Origin of the sequence: Streptomyces taklimakanensis (assembly GCF_009709575.1) — a bacterium.
Classification (GTDB): Bacteria; Actinomycetota; Actinomycetes; order Streptomycetales; family Streptomycetaceae; genus Streptomyces; species Streptomyces taklimakanensis.
The window spans coordinates 4,207,487-4,226,903 of record NZ_WIXO01000001.1 but is presented as its reverse complement, the minus strand read 5'-3'; the positions used below and the strand labels follow the sequence as shown (position 1 = coordinate 4,226,903).

Genomic DNA, 19,417 nt, shown 5'->3' with positions numbered 1-19,417 from the left:
ACCGCACTCGCCGGCGGGAACGGTGCCCTCCGCGCGGCAGGCATGATCCAATGACCTTCCGTGACCGCCTCGACGCCACCACCCCCACACCCACCCGGTCCGGGCGTCCCGCCGCAGGGCGGACGTCGCGGCGTCCCGGGCGCCCCCGGCCCCGTCCCCGGCCACATGGTCGTCTGCGGCGACAACTCCCTGGCGCAGCGGCTGGTCCGGGAGCTCGCCTCGGTCTACGGACAGCGCGTCACCGTCGTCCTGCCCTCGCTGCGCGGTGGTGACCAGGGGCCGCAGATCGCCGCGCTGGTCGGCGATCCGCGCCTGGCCGTACGGGCCGTGGAGGCCCAGGTGCCCGACGACGCGGCGCTGCGCGAGGCGGGCATCGAGCACGCCGCGGCGCTGGCGCTCACCTCCGGGGACGACCAGCTCAACATCCACACCGCGCTGCGCGCCCGCCGCATCAACCCCGAACTGCGGCTGGTCATCCGGATGTTCAACCGCACCCTGGGCCGTTACCTGGAGGACCTGCTCGACCGCACCATCGCCGCCCGCGTCCCGGGCCTGGACCAACGCTCCGTGGACGCCTCCACCACCGTGCTCTCCGACGCCGACACCGCCGCGCCCTCCCTGGTGGCGGCCGCGGTGGTGGGAGCCGGCAAGGTCATCCAGGCGGACGGGCTGCTGCTGCGCGCCAAGGAGCGCACCATCGGCACCGCCGGCCGCCGCGACCCGCTGTGCACCCTCGCCCTGCTGCCCGACGCCCCCGACTCCGACGAGGGCGACGTCTACACCGACCCCGAGGACCGGGACGGTCCCGTGCTGCTGCCCGACCCGCAGGAGATGGAGGGCCTGTCCGACGACCGCGGCACGGTGGTGTTGGAGGCGATCACGCGCCGCTCCGACCAGCCGGGCGCCCCCCTGCCCCGCGTGCCGCGGCTCCCGGTCGGCTCCTTCTTCTCCCGGCGGCTGCGGGCCTCCCTGCTGGGCCTGATCGCCGTGGCGGTGCTGCTGGCCGCCACCAACTGGTACGTCACCCGCGAGACGCCGCTGCACTCCGCCTACGTCACCCTGCTCAACGTCATGTCGATCAACGACCCGGAGCTGGACGGCTCCACCTGGGAGCAGGTGCTGCAACTGCTGGGCGCCCTGGCCGGGACGGCGCTGCTGCCCCTGCTGTTCGCCGTGGTGCTGGAGAGCTACGGCACCTTCCGCCAGGCGGCCGCCCTGCCGCCCCCGCCGCGCGGCATCGAGAAGCACGTCGTCCTGCTGGGCCTGGGCAAGGTCGGCACCCGGGTGCTGGACCAACTGCTGGAGTTGGGCATCCCGGTGGTGTGCATCGAGCGGGACGACGAGGCCCGCGGCATCGCCGTGGCCCGCGCGCGGCGGGTGCCCACCCTGATCGCGGACGTCACCGAGGACGGCGTGCTGGAGGAGGCGGGGATCGCGCGCAGCCGCGCCCTGCTGGCCCTCACCAGCGACAGCGGCACCAACCTGGAGGCCGTGCTCTACGCCCGCCAGGTCCACCCCGGGCTGCGGGTGGTGATGCGGTTGTTCGACGACGAGTTCGCCGCCACCGTCTACCGCACGCTGCGCGACACCTATCCCGGCGCGCAGACCCGCAGCCGCAGCGTCTCGGCGCTGGCGGCCCCGGCCTTCGCGGGCGCCATGATGGGGCGCCAGGTGTTGGGCGCCATACCGGTGGGCCGCCGGGTGCTGGTCTTCGCCGCGGTGACGGTGGCGGGCAACCGGCTGTTGGAGGGGCGCACCGTGGGCGAGGCGTCCCGCCCCGGCTGTTGGCGGATCCTCGCCCTGGACACCTCCCCGCCCGAGCGCCGCCGCGCGGACCTGGCCTCCCTCTCCCCGGACGGCATCACCTACACCCTCACCGGCGACCTGGTCTGGCGGCTCCACGACGGCTACGTGATGACGGCGGGCGACCGGGTGGTGGTGGCCGCCACCCGCGACGGGCTGGGCGCGCTGCTGGCGGGCGAGGAGCCGCGCGGCGCCGGCGCCGACCCGAGCGGCACGGACGGCCCGGGGGCGGGCTCCCCGGCGCCGGCGCCGTGACACCCGCGCCGGTGCCGACGGAGCCGTCCTCCCGGGTCCGGCTACCCCCGGCCGTCCCGGCCGAGGCGTGGTGTCGGTCCGCCGAAGGCCGGGAGCAGGGTGCGCCGGGCGATGAGCCAGCCCTCCTCGGTCTTGCGGAGGACGTCCTCGTAGTGCCCGACGTTGACCGGCGGGCCGGGCGGCACGAGACCGCCGGTGTGCCCGTCGGCCCGGTACGTCGCGAAGTACGCGGTGGCTCTCGCCGTCTCCGCCGTCTCCACGGTGACCAGGACGTTGGTGCACGGACGGCGCGAGAGCCGGTCGGCGGGCCGGGAGCCGAAGTACGCGCGGAGCGCCGCGCGCCCCTCCACGCGCCGGGCCCGCCTCCTCACGCGGGGCTGCGCTCCGGCTCCGTCCGGCCCGACGCCGTCCGGTCCGGGGCCGGCAGGGTGACGCGGATCTTCGACTGGCCGTGCGGGAGCCGCTCCCAGTCCTCCATGAACCGCGCCGTCAGCCCGTGGCTGGCCGCGAGGTCGGTCAGCGTCTCGGTGCGGTAGTAGAAGTCCTCCCGCAACACGTCGTGCTCGCGGCCCTCGGTGCGGTCGAAGGTGAAGTCGAAGAAGCCGCCCGGCGCGAGGATCCGTCCGATGTGCTCCAGGCACTGGTCGATGACGTCCAGCGGCGAGTGGGAGAAGACGCTGTGGGCGTGGACGACCGTGAAGTGCCCTTCGGGCAGGAAGTCGAAGGTCAGGTCGTCGACGAGGGTCAGGTGGGGCAGCTTGTGCTGGAGCCCGTGGCGCACGACGGTCCGCCGGGCCTCCAGGAGGATGTGGGGCGATATGTCGATGCCGTGGTAGTGGCCGGGCTCCAGGTGGTCGATGAACAGCCGGCCCGCCCGCAGGTTGCCGCAGCCGATCTCCAGCATCCGGTCCTCGGGCCGCAGCCCGTGTCCGAGCAGGTAGTCGAACTGCATCCGGCCGATCGCCAGCCACCGCTCGTACGAGGGCCGGCCGCCGACCGCCGCCTCGGGACTGCGGGCGGTGTCGGAGGCCATCACGGCCCGGTAGTAGCCGATGTGGTCGTCGCGGTACTTCGCCCGCAGCCAGGCGTCGCGGGCGGCGCGGCGCAGGTGGGCGGGGACCCGCCCGGGGTGGGCGAGCGCGTAGCGCGCCTTGTGGGCGAGGCGGGCGCGGTTCCGGGTGAGGCGGGAAGGGGCCTTGGTGGCGGGGGTCTGCGTTCCCATGGGCGCCTCCGTGTCGCTCGGGTGTCGAGCCGGTGGCGCCAGTATGGGCACCGGTCCCGCACCGCACCCCCCGGCCGGTCCGAACGGGTGTCCGTCGGGCGCGGCGCGTACGCGTCCCGTGCGACACCGGCCGGCCCCTCGGACCGTCGTGTGTCCGATTCCGTACTTGGCGGCCCGGTGCCGCCGCTCCACCATCGGATGCGGCGGCCCGCCCGGGCTCCGAAAGGGGACGCACATGGATCTACGGCTCGGCGGCAGGCGGGCGCTGGTGACCGGCGCGAGCAGCGGACTCGGGGAGGAGATCGTCAGGGTGTTGGCGGCCGAGGGCGCCTCCGTCGTCGTCCACGGACGGGACGAGGCCAGGACCGCCGCGGTGGTCGACTCCCTGCGCGCCGCCGGCGGTGACGCCACCGGCGCGATCGGTGACCTGGCCACGGACGCGGGCGCCGACGCGGTCCGGGACGCCGTCGACGACAGCGGTGCGCCCGTCGACGTCCTCGTCAACAACGCCGGCTTCTACGACATCACGCTGGGCTGGGACACGGCGTCCCCCGACGCGTGGGCCGAGATCTACAACGTCAACGTCATCTCCGGCGTGCGCATGATCCGGCGCTTCGTCCCCGGCATGCGGGAGCGCGGCTGGGGGCGGGTGATCCAGATCAGCAGCCTCGTCGGCCGGTCGCCCGTGGCGGGCTACCCCCACTACGTCGCGGCCAGTGCCGCCCGAAGCGCCCTCGCCCGGTCCCTCGCGCGCGAGCTGAGGCACACGGGGGTGACGTCGAACGCGATCGCGGCGGGAGGCTTCGTCACCCCTCCCGTGGAGGAGATGATGCTGGCGGCGGGCCGGCGGCACGGCTGGGGGGAGACCGTGGAGGAGATCGAGCCGAAGGCCGTCGCCGCCTTCGGCCCCAACGACGTCGGTCGCCTCGGCCGTCCCCGCGAGTGCGCCGATCTGGTCGCGTTCCTGGCCAGTCCGCGCGCGGGCTACCTGACCGGCGCGGTCCTGCCGCTCGACGGCGGTTCGTAGCGGCGCGCCCGGCGCCGCGCCGCACCGGCCGCGGGCGAGGGGCGCGGCGGTGCGGCGGCGAGGGGCGTCAGCTCCGGGCGGCGGCCGCCCCGCGGCGCTCGGTGGTGGCGATGGTGGCCGAGCCGACCACCCGGGTGCCGTCGTAGAGGACGACCGCCTGTCCGGGGGCGACGCCGCGCACCGGCTCGGTGAAGGTGACCCTCAGCTCCTCCCCCACCGGCTCCGCCGTCACCGGCGTCTCGCCGCCGTGGGCGCGCAGCTGGGCGGTGTAGGTGCCCGGCCCGGTGGGCGGGGTGCCGCACCAGCGGGGGCGGATCGCCGTCAGGGCGACGACGTCCAGCGCGGCGGCCGGGCCGACGGTGACGGTGTTGTCCACCGGGGAGATGTCCAGCACGTAGCGCGGCTTGCCGTCGGGGGCCGGGTGACCGATCCGCAGGCCCTTGCGCTGACCGACGGTGAAGCCGTACGCGCCGGTGTGGGTGCCGAGCCGGTTGCCGTCCTCGTCGACGATGTCGCCCTCGGCGGTGCCCAGGTGCTTCGCGAGGAACCCCTGGGTGTCGCCGTCGGCGATGAAGCAGATGTCGTGGCTGTCGGGCTTCTTGGCCACCGCCAGGCCGCGGCGCTCGGCCTCGGCGCGGATCTCGTCCTTGGTGGTGGGGGTGTCGCCGAGCGGGAACATGGCGTGGGCGAGCTGCTTCTCGTCCAGCACGCCCAGCACGTAGCTCTGGTCCTTGGCCGCGTCGGCGGCGCGGTGCAGCTCGCGGCCGCCGTCGGGGCGGACGACGACGGTGGCGTAGTGGCCGGTGCACACCGCGTCGAAGCCCAGCGCCAGGGCCTTGTCCAGCAGCGCCGCGAACTTGATCTTCTCGTTGCAGCGCAGGCAGGGGTTGGGGGTGCGGCCCGCCTCGTACTCGGCGATGAAGTCCTCCACCACGTCCTGGCGGAAGCGTTCGGCCAGGTCCCACACGTAGAAGGGGATGCCGATGACGTCGGCGGCGCGGCGGGCGTCGCGGGAGTCCTCGACGGTGCAGCAGCCGCGGGCACCGGTGCGGAAGGACTGCGGGTTCGCCGAGAGGGCGAGGTGGACGCCGGTGACGTCGTGGCCCGCCTCCACCGCACGGGCGGCGGCGACGGCGGAGTCGACGCCGCCGGACATGGCTGCGAGGACGCGGAGGCGGGGGGCGGGGTTCGGCGCGCTGGGCGTGTCAGTCATAGCGTTCCCAGGGTACGGCGCCGGGCGCGGACCGATGGAACCGTACGGGTGTTCCCGAGCGTTGTGCTCGCCGTGAGCGAGAGAGAAGCCCCCGGACACCGCCGGACGGACGGGAAGGGGCGGCCGGTCGGCCGCCGCGCCCTGCTGGTCGGCGGCGCGGCGGTGGGACTGGGCGCCCTCGGGTACGCGGCCCGCGACGAGGTGGCCCGGACGTGGTGGAAGGTACCGGGGGTGGAGCGGCCGCGCACGCCGGGCGAGGTGGACCACCCGGGCGCGGAGTGGGTGCCGGCCTCCGAGGCGAACTGGCGGCGCGCCGACCGGCCGTACGACTTCACGATCGACCGGGTGGTGATCCACGTCATCCAGGGGAGCTACGACGTGGCGCTGAAGGTCTTCCGGGATCCGTCGCACGGGGCCGCCACCCACTACGTGGTCCGCACCGCCGACGGGCACGTGGCGCAGCTGGTACGGGAGCTGGACGTGGCGTACCACGCGGGCAACCGGTCGTACAACGAGCGCAGCGTCGGCATCGAGCACGAGGGCTTCGTGGACCGCCCCGACACCCTCACCGACGCCACCTACCGCGCCTCGGCCGAGCTGACGGCCGGGATATGCGACCGCTACGGCCTGCCGAGGGACCGGGAGCACATCGTCGGCCACGTCGAGGTGCCCGGCACCGACCACACCGACCCCGGCCCGCACTGGGACTGGGAGCGTTATCTGCGGATGGTGCGCGACGTCCCCGTCCGCCGGGCGTGAGCGCTCCCGCCCCCGGCCGGGACGCGGAGGCGCGCGGCCGGGCGGGGGCGGAGCGACGGCCGGCTACGACAGCCCGGCCCCGCGAGCGCGCTCCACGGCCGGCCCGATGGCGGCGGCCACCGCGTCCACGTCGGCCCGGGTGGAGGTGTGCCCCAGGGAGAAGCGCAGGGTGCCGCGGGCCAGGTCCGGGTCGGTGCCCGTGGCCAGCAGGACGTGACTGGGCTGGGCGACCCCGGCCGTGCAGGCCGAACCGGTGGAGCACTCGATGCCCTGGGCGTCCAGGAGCAGCAGCAGCGAGTCGCCCTCGCAGCCGGGGAAGGAGAAGTGCGCGTTGGCCGGCAGCCGCCCGGCCGGATCGGGGTCGCCGCCCAGGACGGCGTCCGGCACCGCCGCGCGCACGGCGTCGACCAGCGCGTCGCGCAGCGCGCCGACCTCCCGGGCGAACTCCTCGCGCCGGGAGGTGGCCAGCTCCGCCGCGACCGCGAAGGCGGCGACGGCGGGGGCGTCGAGGGTGCCCGAGCGCACGTCGCGCTCCTGGCCACCGCCGTGCAGCAGCGGGACGGGGGTCCACTCGCGGCCCAACAGCAGCGCGCCGATCCCGTACGGGCCACCGATCTTGTGGCCACTGACCGTCATCGCCGCCAGCCCGGAGGCCGCGAAGTCCACCGGCACCTGACCGACGGCCTGGATGGCGTCCGCGTGCATCGGTATGCCGAACTCGGCGGCCACGGCGGCCAGTTCGGCAACCGGCTGGAGGGTGCCGATCTCGTTGTTGGCCCACATCACGGTGACCAGCGCCACGTCGTCGGGCCGGTGCTCCAGCGCCTCGCGCAGCGCCTCGGGACGCACCCGGCCCAGCGGGTCGACCGGCAGCCACTCCACCTCGGCGCCCTCGTGGTCGGCGAGCCAGTGAACGGCGTCGAGCACGGCGTGGTGTTCGACAGGGCTGGCCAGGACGCGCCTGCGGGCGGGGTCGGCCGCGCGTCGCGCCCAGTACAGACCCTTGACCGCGAGGTTGTCGGCCTCGGTGCCGCCGGAGGTGAACACCACTTCGCTGGGCCGCGCCCCCAGGGCGGCGGCCAGTGTCTCGCGCCCCTCCTCGACGGTGCGCCGGGCCCGCCGCCCCGCCGCGTGGAGTGAGGAGGCGTTGCCGGTGACGCCGAGCTGCGCGGTCATCGCCCGCACCGCCTCCGGAAGCATGGGGGTGGTGGCGGCGTGGTCGAGGTAGGCCATGATTCCCCGATTCTACGAGCCGCGCGGAGCCGGGCGGGAGCGAGGACCGGTCAGGTGCCGGCATCCGCCGGTCGGGGGCGCGTTCCGGTGCGGAACCCGGGGCGCCCGCCCCCGCCACGAAGCCCCCCGTCGCGCGTCGCGACAGGGGGCTCGTGGTGGTCCACCGGCCCTTCGACCGGCACCGGGGCCCGGTGGTGGCCCGGTGGCCTCCGGTCCCGCCCGGGCGCACCGGGACGCTCTCCGCCGTACGCGGTGGCGCCGGGACGCGGGTCGGGGACGGTGCCGGTTCACTTGTCCTTGATCTTGTGCTCGGCCTGGAACATCCAGTGGTGCTTCTCGAGCTCGGCGATGATGTCGATGAAGATGTCCTGGGTCACCGGGTCCGGCTTCTCGGTGACCTCCATGCGCTCGCGCATGCGGTTCACCACTGCGGCCAGGGCGCCGACCATGACCTCCACGGCGTCGTCGTCCTGGTGCCAGCCGCTCTCCACCCCGGTGATGCCGCTGCCGGAGGCGACGCTGGCGGCCCGGCCGTCGGGCGCCAGGCCGAGGGCCGCGGCGCGCTCGGCGACGGTGTCGGAGTAGCCCCGCGCGGTCTCGACGACCTCGTCCAACTGGAGGTGGATGGAGCGGAAACGCGGTCCGATCACGGTCCAGTGGACCTGCTTGGCCACCAGGGAGAGATCGACCAGATCGACCAGCGCGCCCTGCAGTGCCTCACCGACGACCTTGAGGTCCTGGTCGGGCAGTGTGCTCTTCACGGCGTACATCCGTTGACCACCTTCGCTTCCCTTACGGCGTATGTCGCGCTTGGTCAGTTTTCGTCCCTACAGCGATTACCCAGGACGGGACCCGCCACTCCCGCCGCGACCTGTGCGGTCGTGCGGGTCCGCGGGCGCGGCCGGCGCCGGGAGGAGCGAGGAAGCGCGCGGGCCGCCCGGCACGGTGTCCGGGCGGCCCGCGACGGTGCCGTGCGCTGCGGCGCGGTCAGTCCGACAGGGCCCGGGCGAGCTGGCGGGACTGGGCGACGAGGCGGTCCTGGCTGTCCCAGACCTCGGCGTCCTCCTCCAGGAAGCCACCGGCCAGGTTGCGGGTGGTGATCGCCACGCGCACCGGGCCGGGGGCGGGGCGGTGTCGGACGTGCACGGTGAGCTCCACGGTGGGCACCCAGCCGGACAGCCCCAGCTCGAAGGCGGTGGGCGGCAGGGCGTCCACCGCCAGCAGCAGGGAGAGCGGGTCGTGGTCACGGCCGTCGGCGAGACCGAACCAGCCGCGCATCTCGCCGCGTCCGCTGGGCGCGCCGAGGGCCCAACCGACGGTGGCGGGGTCCAGCCGCAGGTCCACCTGGTGGGTGAGGGGCGGAACGGCCGCCGGGTCCATGCCGTCCTTCGCACCGAGGCACCGTTCGTACGGCGGGATCTGCGGCGGTTTGGCGCTGGTGCGGACGTCGTCGGGCAGCGCGGTCAGGTCGCCGTGGCTCGCCAGGACGCGGACGCGCTCGACCTCCCGTCCCTCCTCGTCGACCTGGACGAGGGAGGCGGTGCCGGTGGAGAGGGTGCGGCCGGTGCGGACGGTGGTGGTGCGCACGGTCGCCGGGCCGGGCCGGGAGGCGGTGAGGTAGTGCGCGGTGACGGTGAAGGGGTCGGGGTGCGGCAGTGCGTCGCCGAGGGCGCGGCCGAGCAGGGCGAGGAGGTAGCCGCCGTTGACGGCGTGCCCGATGGTCCACTGGGCGGAGAGGTCGGCGTCGTAGACGCCCCCTCCCCGTGCCGTGACGGCCGTGTCGCGGTCGAAGGCGCTGGCACCGATGGTTGCCTCGGTCATGACAGTACACGGTACAGGTTTTTATTACCGGCCAGTAGCAGGGGGGTGCCCCGGAGGGTGCGCCGCTGCTCACACTTCCTCGGCGCCCTCCTTCCCGCGCCGGCTGCGACGGTGCCAGGCCCGGGGCGCACGCCAGTTGTGGCGCAGGGCCAGCAGGCGCAGGACGAAGGCGAGGGCGGCCGCCGCCCCGCTGGTCGCCCCGTTCAGGTGTCCGGTGTGGATCAGCAGCGCCACCACCGTTGCCCCGACCATCGCCGGGAGGGCGTAGACCTCACGGTCCCAGCGCAGCAGCGAGGGCACCTCGTTGGCCAGCACGTCGCGCACCACCCCGCCACCGGCGGCCGTGGCCAGCCCCAGGACCGCCGAGGCCGCCAGACCGAGCCCGTGGCCGTACGCCTTGACGGTGCCGGTGACGCAGAACAGCCCCAACCCCGCCGCGTCGAAGACCATCACCGCCCGGTTGATCCGCTCCACCTGCGGATGGAGGAAGAAGACCAGGGCCGTGGCCGCCAGGGGGGTCAGCAGGTAACCGAGGTCGGTGAAGGCCGCCGGGGGCACCGCGCCGATCACCAGGTCCCGGAAGAGCCCGCCGCCCAACCCGGTGGCCCCGGCGAGCAGCGCCATGCCGACGACGTCGAAGTTCTTGCGGACGGCGAGCAGCGCGCCGGAGATCGCGAAGACGAAGATCCCGGCCAGGTCCAGCCAGTGCTGGACGGAAGGGGTGAACAGATCCACCCCCCGGTTGTAACAGGCGCCGCGCACGGCAGCGCCGCCCGGCCCGCCCCCGTGGGACGTGGCGGCGGACGGCGCTGTCGACGCGACCCGCGGCGCGGCTCACTTCGCCACGGCGGCGGCCCCCTCCTCGGAGGGCGCGGCGGGGGCCGGGACCGTCCGGGAGGAGTTCTCCGCGGGCCGGATCAGGCCCTCGGCGATCTCCTTCGCCCAGTGGCAGGCCACCCGGTGCCCTCCGCCCATGTCCCGCAGTTCGGGGCGGTCGGTGGCGCAGAGCGTGTCCTGTTTCCACGGGCAGCGGGTGTGGAAGCGGCAGCCTGCCGGCGGATTCGCCGGGGAGGGCAGGTCGCCGGTGAGCAGGATGCGCTCGCGGCTGTCCTCCACCTCGGGATCGGGCACCGGCACGGCCGACATCAGCGCCCTGGTGTAGGGGTGCCGGGGCTCGGCGTAGAGGACGTCGCTGGGCGCCTCCTCCACCAGCGAGCCCAGGTACATCACCCCGACGACGTCGGAGATGTGCCGCACCACGGCCAGGTCGTGGGCGATGACCAGATAGGTCAGTCCCATCTCCGCCTGGAGCTCCTCCAGCAGGTTGATCACCTGGGCCTGGATGGAGACGTCCAGCGCGGAGACCGGCTCGTCGCAGATGATCACGTCCGGTTCCAGGACCAGCGCGCGGGCGATGCCGATGCGCTGCCGCTGCCCGCCGGAGAACTCGTGCGGGTAGCGGGAGAGCGCGTTCGCGGGGAGCCCCACCCTCGCCAGGATCTCCCGGATCCGCTCGCGGCGCTCCTCCTGGTCCGCGCCGATGCCGTGGGCCGCCATGCCCTCGGAGAGGATCGACTCGATGTTCTGCCGGGGGTTGAGGCTGCCCAGCGGGTCCTGGAAGACCATCTGGAGCCGGCGGCGGAAGCGCCGCATCTCCTCGCCCGGCAGCTTCGCCAGGTCGGTGCCGTCGAAGACGACCTCGCCGTCGGTGATGTCCACCAGTCGCAGGACCGCCCGGCCCAGCGTGGTCTTGCCGCACCCGGACTCGCCCACCAGACCGTAGGTCTGTCCCGCCTCGACGGAGAGCGAGACCCCGTCGACGGCGTAGACGTGGCCGACGGTGCGGTCGAACAGGATGCCCTTCCGCACCGGGAAGTGGACCTTGACGTCCTTCAGTTCCAACAGGCTCACGCCCGGGCCTCCTTCCCGGCCGCACCGGCCGCATCGGCGGCGGTCTCGTCCGCCGCCCGATCACTCCTGTCGCCGTCCGCCCCGGCCACCTCGGTCGCGTCGGACTCCAACGCCACGCCGCGCGACGCGGCGGCGCCCGCGGCGAGCACCGGGTTGACGCACCGCACCTGGTGACCGGCCTTCCGCGGCTCGCCCAGCACCGGGGTGCCCGTCAGGCACTCCATCGTGTAGTGGTCGCACCGGGGCGCGAAGGCACAGCCGTCCTCCCAGGCGATCGTGTCGTTGATCGAACCGCGGATCGGACGCAGCGGCTCGCCGCGCGGCGCGTCGAGCCGGGGGATGGAGCCCAACAGGCCGTTGGCGTACGGGTGGGTGGGCGCCTCGAACAGCTCGCGCCGCTCGGCGGACTCCACCACCTTGCCCGCGTACAGCACGTTGACCTGGTCGCACAGGCCCGCGACCACGCCCAGGTCGTGGGTGATCATCAGCAGGGCGGTGCCCTCCTCGTCGACCAGTTCCTTGAGCAGCTCCAGGATCTGGGCCTGGATGGTCACGTCCAGCGCGGTGGTCGGCTCGTCGGCGATCAACAGGCGCGGCGCGCACGCCACCGCCATGGCGATCAGGGCGCGCTGCCGCATGCCGCCGGAGAGCTGGTGCGGGTACTCCTTCAGCCGCCGGGTGGGGTCGGGGATGCCGACCCGGTCCAGGAGGGCGGCGGCCTCCTTGCGGGCGGCCTCGCCCTTCATCCCCCGGTGTCGGGTCAGGATCTCGGTGACCTGGACGCCGATGGGCACCACCGGGTTCAGGGAGGACAGCGGGTCCTGGAAGATCATCGCCAACTGGGAGCCGCGCAGGTCGCGCATCCTCCCCTTGTCCAGGGTCAACAGGTCGGTGCCGTCGTAGTCGGCCCGGCCGCCGACCTTCACGCCCCGGTCGGGCAGCAGGCCCATCAGGGCCAGCGAGGTGACGGACTTGCCGCAGCCCGACTCGCCGACCAGACCCACCACCTGGCCCCGGTCGACGTCGAAGGACACTCCCGACACGGCCTTCACGTCGCGCCGCCCGCGCCGGGTGAAGGTGACGGTCAGTTCGTCCACGGAAAGCAGGGCCATGTGATCAACTCCGCAGTTTCGGGTCGAGGGCTTCCCGCATCGCCTCGCCCAGCAGGGTGAAGCCGAGGGCGGTGATGATGATGCCCAGCGCGGGGTAGACCGCGAGCATCGGAGCGCTGTCGAAGTAGTCCTGCGCCTGGGCCAGCATGACGCCCCACTCCGGTTCGGCGGCGTCGGGGTTGCCCAGACCGAGGTAGGACAGCGCCGCCGCCTCGATGATGGCGGTGGCCAGGCTCAGGGTGGCCTGGACGATCACCGGGCTCAGCGAGTTGGGCAGCACGTGCCCGAGCGCGATGCGCCGCTTGCGCACTCCGAGCGCCTGGGCGGCCAGCACGTAGTCCGAACCGCCCTGCGCCAGCATCGCGCCGCGCAGCAGCCGGGCGAAGATGGGGATCTGCACCACGCCCACCGCGATCATCACGGTGGTCAGGGACTGGCCCAGGACCGCCGCGACGGACACGGCCAACAGCAGCGAGGGCAGCGCCAGCATCATGTCGATGACGCGCATCACGGCGGTGTCGATCCGGCGGCCGGCCTTGCCGCCCAGCACCAGGGCGGCGCCCGAGGCACCGCCGATCAGCGCGCCGACGGTGAAGCCCAGGAGCGTGGCGACGATGCCGACCAGCAGTGTCTGACGGGCCCCGACCAACAGCCGCGAGAACTCGTCGCGGGCCAGGTGGTCCAGGCCGAGCCAGTTCTCGGCGCGGGGGCCGACGAAGACGTTCTGGTTGGCGAGGACCTCGCCGCGCCACAGCTGCGCGGTGGGGCTGTACGGGGCGACCCACGGGCCCACGATCGCGACCACCACGAACACGCCGATGATGCACGCGCCGATCACGGCCATCTTGCTGGCCTTCAGCCTGCGCCAGGCCTCGACCCACAGGCCGGCGCCCGCGGAGGTGTCGGTGACGGCGGTCAGCTCGGCGAGCCGGTCGATCTTGTCGGTCTTGGTGCTCATCAGTGCACCCGCACTCTCGGGTCGATAAGGCTGTAGGCGAGGTCGACCAGCAGGTTGATGACGACGTAGACGGCCGCGATGAACATGATGAAGCCCACCAGGACCGGGTAGTCACGCTGGGAGATGGCGTCCTTGATGAACGAGCCGATGCCGCCGAAGGCGAAGACCGACTCGGTGAGCACCGCGCCCGACAGCAGGCCGCCGGTGAGCAGGCCGACGGCGGTGACGACCGGCAGCAGCGCGTTGCGCAGCACATGGCGGCCGCGCACCACCTGACGGCTCAGTCCCTTGGACTCGGCGGTGCGCACGTAGTCCTCGCCGAGCACCTCCAGGACGCTGGCCCGGGTCATACGGGTGATGATGGCCAGCGGGATCGAGGAGAGCGCCAGGGCCGGGAGCACCAGGTGCCTCACCGCGTCCCAGGCCGCGTCGAACTCGCCGGTGAGGATGCCGTCCAGGACGTAGAAGCCGGTGATCTCGGTGGCGTCGATGCCGGTGGTCTGGCGGCCGAAGCTGGGGAACCAGCCGAGCTGGACGGCGAAGAGCTCCTTGAGCAGGAAGGCCAGGAAGAACACCGGGATGCAGATGCCCACCAGGGAGCCGGAGACCGCGGTGATGTCCAGCCAGCTGCCGCGCCGGCGGGCGGCGAAGTAGCCCAGCGGCACACCGACGGCGATGGCGATGATCATGGCCGAGATGCCGAGCTCCACCGTGGCCGGGAACGCCCGGGTGAACTCGTCCCACACCGGCTGGCCGGTCTGGGTGGAGACCCCCAGGTCCAGCTCGGACAGCCGCTTGAGGAAGCGGCCGTACTGGACCCACACGGGCTGGTCGAGCCCGAGGGCCGCCTCGATGCGGGCCCTGTCCGCCTCGGTCGCACGCTCGCCGAGCATGGCCGCAGCGGGTCCGCCGGGCAGCCGGTTCAGCCAGATGAACAGCAGAACGGACAGGCCCAGCAGGGTGGGTATCAGTTGGAGCAGTCTTCGTACGACGAGACGCAACACCCCGCGATGCCCCTTTCTTGGTCCTCATGGGCAGGTCCGCCCGGCCACTTCGGATGCCGTGGCCGGGCGGACCTGCACGCGGTCATGCGTTTACTTGAAGGAGACCTCTGCGAAGTTCTCCTGCGTCAGCGGGGAGACCCTCGGCGGATTGACGTCCTCGGCGAACGCGATGGACGGCGGGGAGGAGGAGATCGGAACGCCCGGGATGTACTCCATGATGGCCTCGTTGGCCTTCTTGTACAGCTCCACCCGCTTGGCTGCGTCCGGCTCGGCGCTGGACTTCTTCACCGCGTCGAAGACCTTGTCGTCGCGGAAGCCCCACTGCTTGTCGTAGCCGGCGAACCAGGTGCCGATGAAGTTGTAGGCGTCGTTGAAGTCACCGGTCCAGCCCAGCAGGTGCAGGTCGCAGGTGCCGGCCTCGGTGGCGTCGATGTAGTCCGGGGCCCACTTCATGGGCTTGGGCTCGACGGTGACGCCGGCCTTCTCCAGGTCGACCTTCATCAGCTCGAACATGTCGGCCGGGGCGGGCATGTACGGGCGGGTGACCTCGGTCGGGTAGCAGAAGGTGACCTTCAGCTTCTCCTCGCCGGCCTTCTTCAGCAGCTCCTTGGCCTTGTCCGTGCTGAACTCGTAGGTGGCGACCTTGTCCGAGTAACCGTCGACGGTGTCCGGCATGAACTGGGTGGCCACCACGCCGCCCTCGGGCAGCTGCGTCTTGACGATGTTCTCGCGGTCGATGGCGTGGGTGATCGCCTGGCGGACGTCCTTCTTCTTCAGGGCCTCGTTCGCCTCCTGCGACATGCCCATGTAGAAGATGTTGAACACGCCGCGGACCGGGACCTGGAAGCCTTCCTTCTCCAGGGTCTTCACGTCCGAGGGCGCGACCAGGTCGTAGCCGTGGATGTTGCCGGCCTGCAGCGCCTGGCGGCGCGCGGACTCCTCGGCGATGGTGCGGAAGACCAGCTTCTCGACGCCGGCCTTCTCACCCCAGTAGTCGTCGAACCGCTCGAGGGTGACTTCCTTGTTGCCCTTGTCCCACTCGGTGATCCGGAAGGGACCGGTACCCGCGACGGTGCCGGCCTCCTGGCTGTAGTCGGGGTAGGAGATGGCGTCGCCCTCGCCGCTCAGCTCCTGCTTCTTGTAGGCGTCGATGGCCTTCGGGGAGTGGATGGCCAGCGCCTGGAGCGAGAAGCCGCCGGGCAGGTTGGCGGTGGCCTCGTGCACGCTGATGACGGCGGTGAGCTCGTCCTTCGCCTCGCAGCCCTTGTAGTTGGCCTTCGGGGCGTCCTCGCTCTCGTTCTTGGCGAAGCCGCCGAAGATCTTCTGCCAGTAGTAGGAGACCGCGCTCTCCTGGTACGTACCGGTCCAGTTGAACCAGTGGTCGTAGTTCTTGCAGACGGCCTCGGCGGTGAGCTTCTCACCGTCGTGGAACGTCACGCCCTCGCGGAGTTCGAAGGTCCACTCGGTGCCGGTCTCGTCGCTCTCCCAGGACTTCGCGAGCCCACCGACCAGCTCGGTGCCGCCCGGCTCGTGCTCGATCAGCGCCTCGAAGGCCTGGCGGGTGATCCGGAACGTCTCGCCGTCACTGGCCAGCGCCGGGTCCAGGGAGCCGGGGTCACCGGCGGCGCCGAAGACGAAGGTGTCGCCGCCCTCGCCCTTCTCGCCTCGTTCGCTGGCACATCCAGTGGCGATCACACCAACCGCGAGGGCGGCCGCGATCGTCTGGACGACCCTGGAACTGGTTATTCGCATGTTCCACCTCAGGGGTCGGTGACGGTAGGAAGGTCTGCTGGTCGCCCGAACAGTACTGCGCCCAACCAGCGGTGTGAACTGTCCGCATGTCGGTGATACAGACCTGAGACCCGGCTCCCGAAACGGCGACACCGCAGCTCATAGCGGCGCAACATGGACGAAACCCGTCCGGTCCCCATGACTCCGGCGGCGTCTCGACACCGCCCCTTCCGGCGGGCGGATGGTGTGCCCCTCCGGCTCCGGCCCGGCCCGGTACCGGCTCAGTGGGTGCGGGGGTAACCGTAACCGTGCCCGGGGCCGTACCCGGGAGCGGGGGCCGCCACCGGGGCGACCGGCGCGGCGCCCTGGTGGGCGTCACGGTCGAAGAAGGGCCGGGAGTTGGCCCGCAGCCACATGGCGACCGGGTCGTAGCCGTCCGACATCGACACGGTCGAGACGGCCAACCCCTCGGGCACCGAGGCCACCGACCGGTGCATCATCGACCGCACGGACTCCACCGACTGCGGACCGTCGTCGTAGAGGTCGAGACCGATCGCCAGGTACGGCGACCCCAGCACGGGCTGCACCCAGGCCCGGCGCAGGGCGCGCACGGCGGGGGTGCGGTGGGCGTTCTGGACGAGCTGGGCGTAGAAGTGGGGGACCTCGACCGTCGGTTCGCCGATGCGCAGCGGCCCGGCGGGCAGTCGGTCCAGCCCGCCGGCGATCCGGCGCAGATCCAGCCAGGGAACGCCGACACCGCCGCCGGGGGCGTGCGGGTTGAGCCACAGCCCCCAGCGGTCGGGGAAGAGGGCGGCGGCGACCTCGCGTCCGCCCACCACCTCGTGCGACCGCGTCCAGCCCGAGGTCGCCAGCTCCTGCTCCGACGTCACGCAGGGCGCGTAGCCGTGCCCGGCGACCTCCATGTTCCCGTACTGGGCGTCGGGGGAACCGGCCCGACCGTGCCAGAGCAGCATCCACACCCGGTCCCGGGCGAGGGCGTGCAGCAGCGCCTCGTAGGCGTCGTACCGTCCGGGCGCCACCTGGCGCAGCAGCTGATCGACGCTTCCACCCGCGCTCACGTGGGCCGCCCCTTCTCGTCCTTGCGTGCTCCGCACTTCCGCACCGGGCCGCGCGCGCGTCCCGCCCCGACATCCAACCAGCTTACGGGCCACGTCCGACAGGGTCGGACGTACTCACCCACACCCGGGCGCGGGTACTCGGGCGGGGGATGGGCGGTCGTACGGACGGGTCCCGGGCCGGTGCGCGGACGGAGCGTGCGCCCGGGCTCGGTGGACGCGCGACGGGGACCCGGTTCGGCGCGGCGGGTCAGCGCGGCGGATCGGTGCGCGCGTAGAAGGGCCTGACGCACTGGCGCATCCAGTCCACGACCGGATCCCGTGCCGCGTCCAACAGCACCATCTGCACCGGCCAGCGCACCGGCTCCCGACCCAGCGCCCGGCCCAGCGCGTCGTGCGCCGCCGCGCGGGCCGGGGGATCCAGCAGGTCCAACTCCACTCCGACGAACAGCGCGGGCGGATCGCCCTCGACGCTGGCCAGACCGCGGCGTGCGCTGCGGACCTGCGGCAGCACCGCGAACTCCCCGGCCGCGGCGGCCAGGAAGTCCACCGGTTCCTCCTGCCAGTCGGGCTCGAAGAGCCGCACCCGGGCGCCGCTCGCCGTCCCCGGCACACCCTCCGGGCCGGGCTCGCGGCACAGCTCGGCCACGGCCGGCGGAGGCAGCGGCAGACCAACGGGGCCCTCGGGGTTGACCACGATGCCCACCTGCGGCGGCAGACCGCGGGCGAACTCGCGGGCGGGGGCGACGGCGAAGGACAGGTGCGAGCCGGCGCACCGCAGGAACTGCTCCTCCGAGCTGAAGACGGGCACGTACGGCGCCCCGTCGAGCTGGACCGTGGGCAGATCGAGGTTCGGGGCGGTCGGCGAGCCGCCCTCGGGCAGCGGCACCCACAGGCTGCTGCGCCCGAGCACCTCCAGCAGCCGGGCACCCGCCCCGGGGACGTCGACGGACGCGGCGAGCGTCTCCTCCAGCTCGTTGCCGGGCCGGCCGCCGTGTCCCGGTCCGTACTGCTGCGGGATGGTCATGTGAAAACCCTATCCGCAACGGAGGACCGCCCGTTCGCCGCCGGCCGGGGAGACCTTCAGTCGAAGACGACCCCGCGCAGCGCACCGGCCGCCGCCCGGTCCAGCAACACCACCGAGGCGCAGCCGGTGGGCGGTCGGCCCGCCTGCGACGTCGCCACCAGGCGCCGCACCGCCCTGCGGTGCCGGGCGAAGGCGTACGCCGACACGCCCCGCCCCCGCTCCGCCTGCCCCGCCAGGGCCACCGGGGGCGGCACGTCCAGCAGCACCATGTGCAGCGCCCGGCCGCGGCGCCGCGCGTTCGACGCCAGCCAGCGGCGCACCCAGCCCTGGGAACCGCAGTCGTGCACCACCACGCTCGCCGTCGAGGCCAGCGCCCGGCGCAGGGAGAGGTAGTGGGCGACGCGCACCAGGGGACGGTAGAGGGCGTACGGCAGCCGGGCCGGCAGCCGCGCCTCCCAGCGCTCCCGCATGTCCTGGGAGTCGATCCGCGTCACCGTCTCGTGGACGGCCACCACGCGCCGGATCAGGGTGGACTTGCCGCTGCCCGGCAGTCCGGAGACGACCACCCGGTCCCCCGCCGGGAAGCGCAGGACCCGTACCCCCGTCGTCCCGCGCAGATCGCGCCCGCCCGTCGGTGCGGGCGCCGCCGCGCGCCGCGGTACCGCCCCGGCCCCACCCTGCGCCGTACAGGCGCTCTCCAGGCTGCTCACTGGTAGGCCCTCCCCGCTTTCGCGCCACGTGTCCGCGGCTGTACCCAGAGCGTGTCAAGAAGGATGACGGCGGACAAGGTGACTACCCGTACCGGGCGCGTCCCGACACATCCGGCTTTCCCCTCCGCTCCCGCGCGCCCCCTTGTGCTCCGTCCGTCACAGGTCCGCGCCGCACCGTGCGCCGGTTCGCGCCCACCCCGTCCGCCGCCGGGACGGACGTGCGATGATGAGCGCGCGAACTGCATACCGGCCGTTTGAGCCCGCGCGGGAGAGTTCCCGGGAAACCGCTGGTCACAGTGGTCTTCCGGGGCGCCGAAGGAGCAAGTCCTCCCTTGAATCTCTCAGGCCCCGATACCGCGCGGGTGAGGCACATCTGAAAAGCGGACGGCTCCCTCCGGGAGACGTCCCACCCACGGTGCAAGCCCAGGTCCGTCCGCGCGGACTCGTGGCGAACCTCTCAGGTTCCGATGACAGATGGGGAGGACCGTGTCCACACCGTCCTCCTCACCGTCCGACCCGTCCGACGTGTCCATCGGTCCGTCGGGCCGTTCACGG

Annotated in this window: 18 protein-coding genes and 1 riboswitch; of the genes, 3 read left to right on the top strand and 15 right to left on the bottom strand. The window is 73.2% G+C overall.

Annotated features, from left to right (window positions below; translation table 11 throughout):
- The first annotated feature begins 60 nt into the window (after nt 1-60).
- Nucleotides 61-2,058: an NAD-binding protein gene (locus F0L17_RS18820; RefSeq protein ID WP_420802435.1), complete on the top strand. Its 1,998-nt coding sequence runs from the start codon at nt 61-63 to the stop codon at nt 2,056-2,058.
- A 41-nt stretch (nt 2,059-2,099) separates the two neighbouring features.
- On the opposite strand, the gene F0L17_RS18815 is transcribed toward F0L17_RS18820, so the two are convergent.
- On the bottom strand, nt 2,100-2,429 hold the full coding sequence (locus F0L17_RS18815; RefSeq protein ID WP_476691283.1) for a nuclear transport factor 2 family protein: 330 nt from the start codon (nt 2,427-2,429) through the stop codon (nt 2,100-2,102).
- Nucleotides 2,426-3,280, bottom strand: a complete 855-nt coding sequence (locus F0L17_RS18810) for a class I SAM-dependent methyltransferase (protein ID WP_155071988.1) — start codon at nt 3,278-3,280, stop codon at nt 2,426-2,428. Before F0L17_RS18810 ends, F0L17_RS18815 begins: the two co-directional genes overlap by 4 nt.
- Before the next feature lie 235 nt (nt 3,281-3,515).
- Here F0L17_RS18810 and F0L17_RS18805 point away from each other — a divergent pair, with 235 nt between their 5' ends.
- Nucleotides 3,516-4,307: an SDR family NAD(P)-dependent oxidoreductase gene (locus tag F0L17_RS18805; RefSeq protein WP_155071987.1), complete on the top strand. Its 792-nt coding sequence runs from the start codon at nt 3,516-3,518 to the stop codon at nt 4,305-4,307.
- A gap of 67 nt (nt 4,308-4,374) precedes the next feature.
- Here the strand turns inward: F0L17_RS18805 and mnmA are convergent, their stop codons facing one another.
- Nucleotides 4,375-5,520 (bottom strand): tRNA 2-thiouridine(34) synthase MnmA, encoded by a 1,146-nt coding sequence (gene mnmA, locus F0L17_RS18800; RefSeq protein WP_155071986.1) that lies wholly within the window; start codon nt 5,518-5,520, stop codon nt 4,375-4,377.
- Between the two features lie 72 nt (nt 5,521-5,592).
- Between mnmA and F0L17_RS18795 the strand changes: the two genes are divergently transcribed.
- The gene (locus F0L17_RS18795; protein ID WP_162466397.1) at nt 5,593-6,279 is read left to right on the top strand and encodes an N-acetylmuramoyl-L-alanine amidase; all 687 of its coding nucleotides are present in this window, start codon (nt 5,593-5,595) and stop codon (nt 6,277-6,279) included.
- A 63-nt stretch (nt 6,280-6,342) separates the two neighbouring features.
- Here the strand turns inward: F0L17_RS18795 and F0L17_RS18790 are convergent, their stop codons facing one another.
- From F0L17_RS18790 to F0L17_RS18735, 12 genes are all read right to left on the bottom strand, one after another.
- The gene (locus tag F0L17_RS18790; RefSeq protein ID WP_155071985.1) at nt 6,343-7,512 is read right to left on the bottom strand and encodes a cysteine desulfurase family protein; all 1,170 of its coding nucleotides are present in this window, start codon (nt 7,510-7,512) and stop codon (nt 6,343-6,345) included.
- A gap of 287 nt (nt 7,513-7,799) precedes the next feature.
- Nucleotides 7,800-8,282, bottom strand: coding sequence for a Dps family protein (locus F0L17_RS18785; protein WP_155071984.1), 483 nt, complete (start codon nt 8,280-8,282; stop codon nt 7,800-7,802).
- A gap of 217 nt (nt 8,283-8,499) precedes the next feature.
- The gene (locus tag F0L17_RS18780) at nt 8,500-9,333 is read right to left on the bottom strand and encodes a thioesterase family protein (RefSeq protein WP_155071983.1); all 834 of its coding nucleotides are present in this window, start codon (nt 9,331-9,333) and stop codon (nt 8,500-8,502) included.
- Between the two features lie 69 nt (nt 9,334-9,402).
- On the bottom strand, nt 9,403-10,068 hold the full coding sequence (locus F0L17_RS18775; RefSeq protein ID WP_420802433.1) for a trimeric intracellular cation channel family protein: 666 nt from the start codon (nt 10,066-10,068) through the stop codon (nt 9,403-9,405).
- Nucleotides 10,069-10,167: 99 nt separating this feature from the next.
- Complete coding sequence (locus F0L17_RS18770) at nt 10,168-11,244, bottom strand: ABC transporter ATP-binding protein (RefSeq protein WP_338018138.1); 1,077 nt, start codon at nt 11,242-11,244, stop codon at nt 10,168-10,170.
- Complete coding sequence (locus tag F0L17_RS18765; protein ID WP_155071982.1) at nt 11,241-12,356, bottom strand: ABC transporter ATP-binding protein; 1,116 nt, start codon at nt 12,354-12,356, stop codon at nt 11,241-11,243. Before F0L17_RS18765 ends, F0L17_RS18770 begins: the two co-directional genes overlap by 4 nt.
- 4 nt (nt 12,357-12,360) lie before the next feature.
- A complete protein-coding gene (locus F0L17_RS18760; RefSeq protein WP_155071981.1) occupies nt 12,361-13,314 on the bottom strand; it encodes an ABC transporter permease in 954 nt (317 codons plus the stop codon).
- Nucleotides 13,314-14,318, bottom strand: a complete 1,005-nt coding sequence (locus tag F0L17_RS18755; RefSeq protein WP_162466396.1) for an ABC transporter permease subunit — start codon at nt 14,316-14,318, stop codon at nt 13,314-13,316. The genes F0L17_RS18760 and F0L17_RS18755 overlap by 1 nt, the downstream gene beginning before the upstream one ends.
- Before the next feature lie 90 nt (nt 14,319-14,408).
- Entirely contained in the window at nt 14,409-16,070 is a 1,662-nt protein-coding gene (locus tag F0L17_RS18750) for an ABC transporter substrate-binding protein (RefSeq protein ID WP_155071980.1), read from the bottom strand.
- 260 nt (nt 16,071-16,330) lie between these two features.
- The gene (locus tag F0L17_RS18745; RefSeq protein WP_162466395.1) at nt 16,331-17,128 is read right to left on the bottom strand and encodes an enhanced serine sensitivity protein SseB C-terminal domain-containing protein; all 798 of its coding nucleotides are present in this window, start codon (nt 17,126-17,128) and stop codon (nt 16,331-16,333) included.
- Between the two features lie 247 nt (nt 17,129-17,375).
- Nucleotides 17,376-18,152 (bottom strand): enhanced serine sensitivity protein SseB, encoded by a 777-nt coding sequence (locus F0L17_RS18740; RefSeq protein ID WP_155071979.1) that lies wholly within the window; start codon nt 18,150-18,152, stop codon nt 17,376-17,378.
- A 56-nt stretch (nt 18,153-18,208) separates the two neighbouring features.
- Entirely contained in the window at nt 18,209-18,862 is a 654-nt protein-coding gene (locus tag F0L17_RS18735) for an AAA family ATPase (RefSeq protein WP_162466394.1), read from the bottom strand.
- A 255-nt stretch (nt 18,863-19,117) separates the two neighbouring features.
- A riboswitch (glycine riboswitch) is annotated at nt 19,118-19,229 on the top strand.
- Nucleotides 19,230-19,417 lie beyond the last annotated feature (188 nt).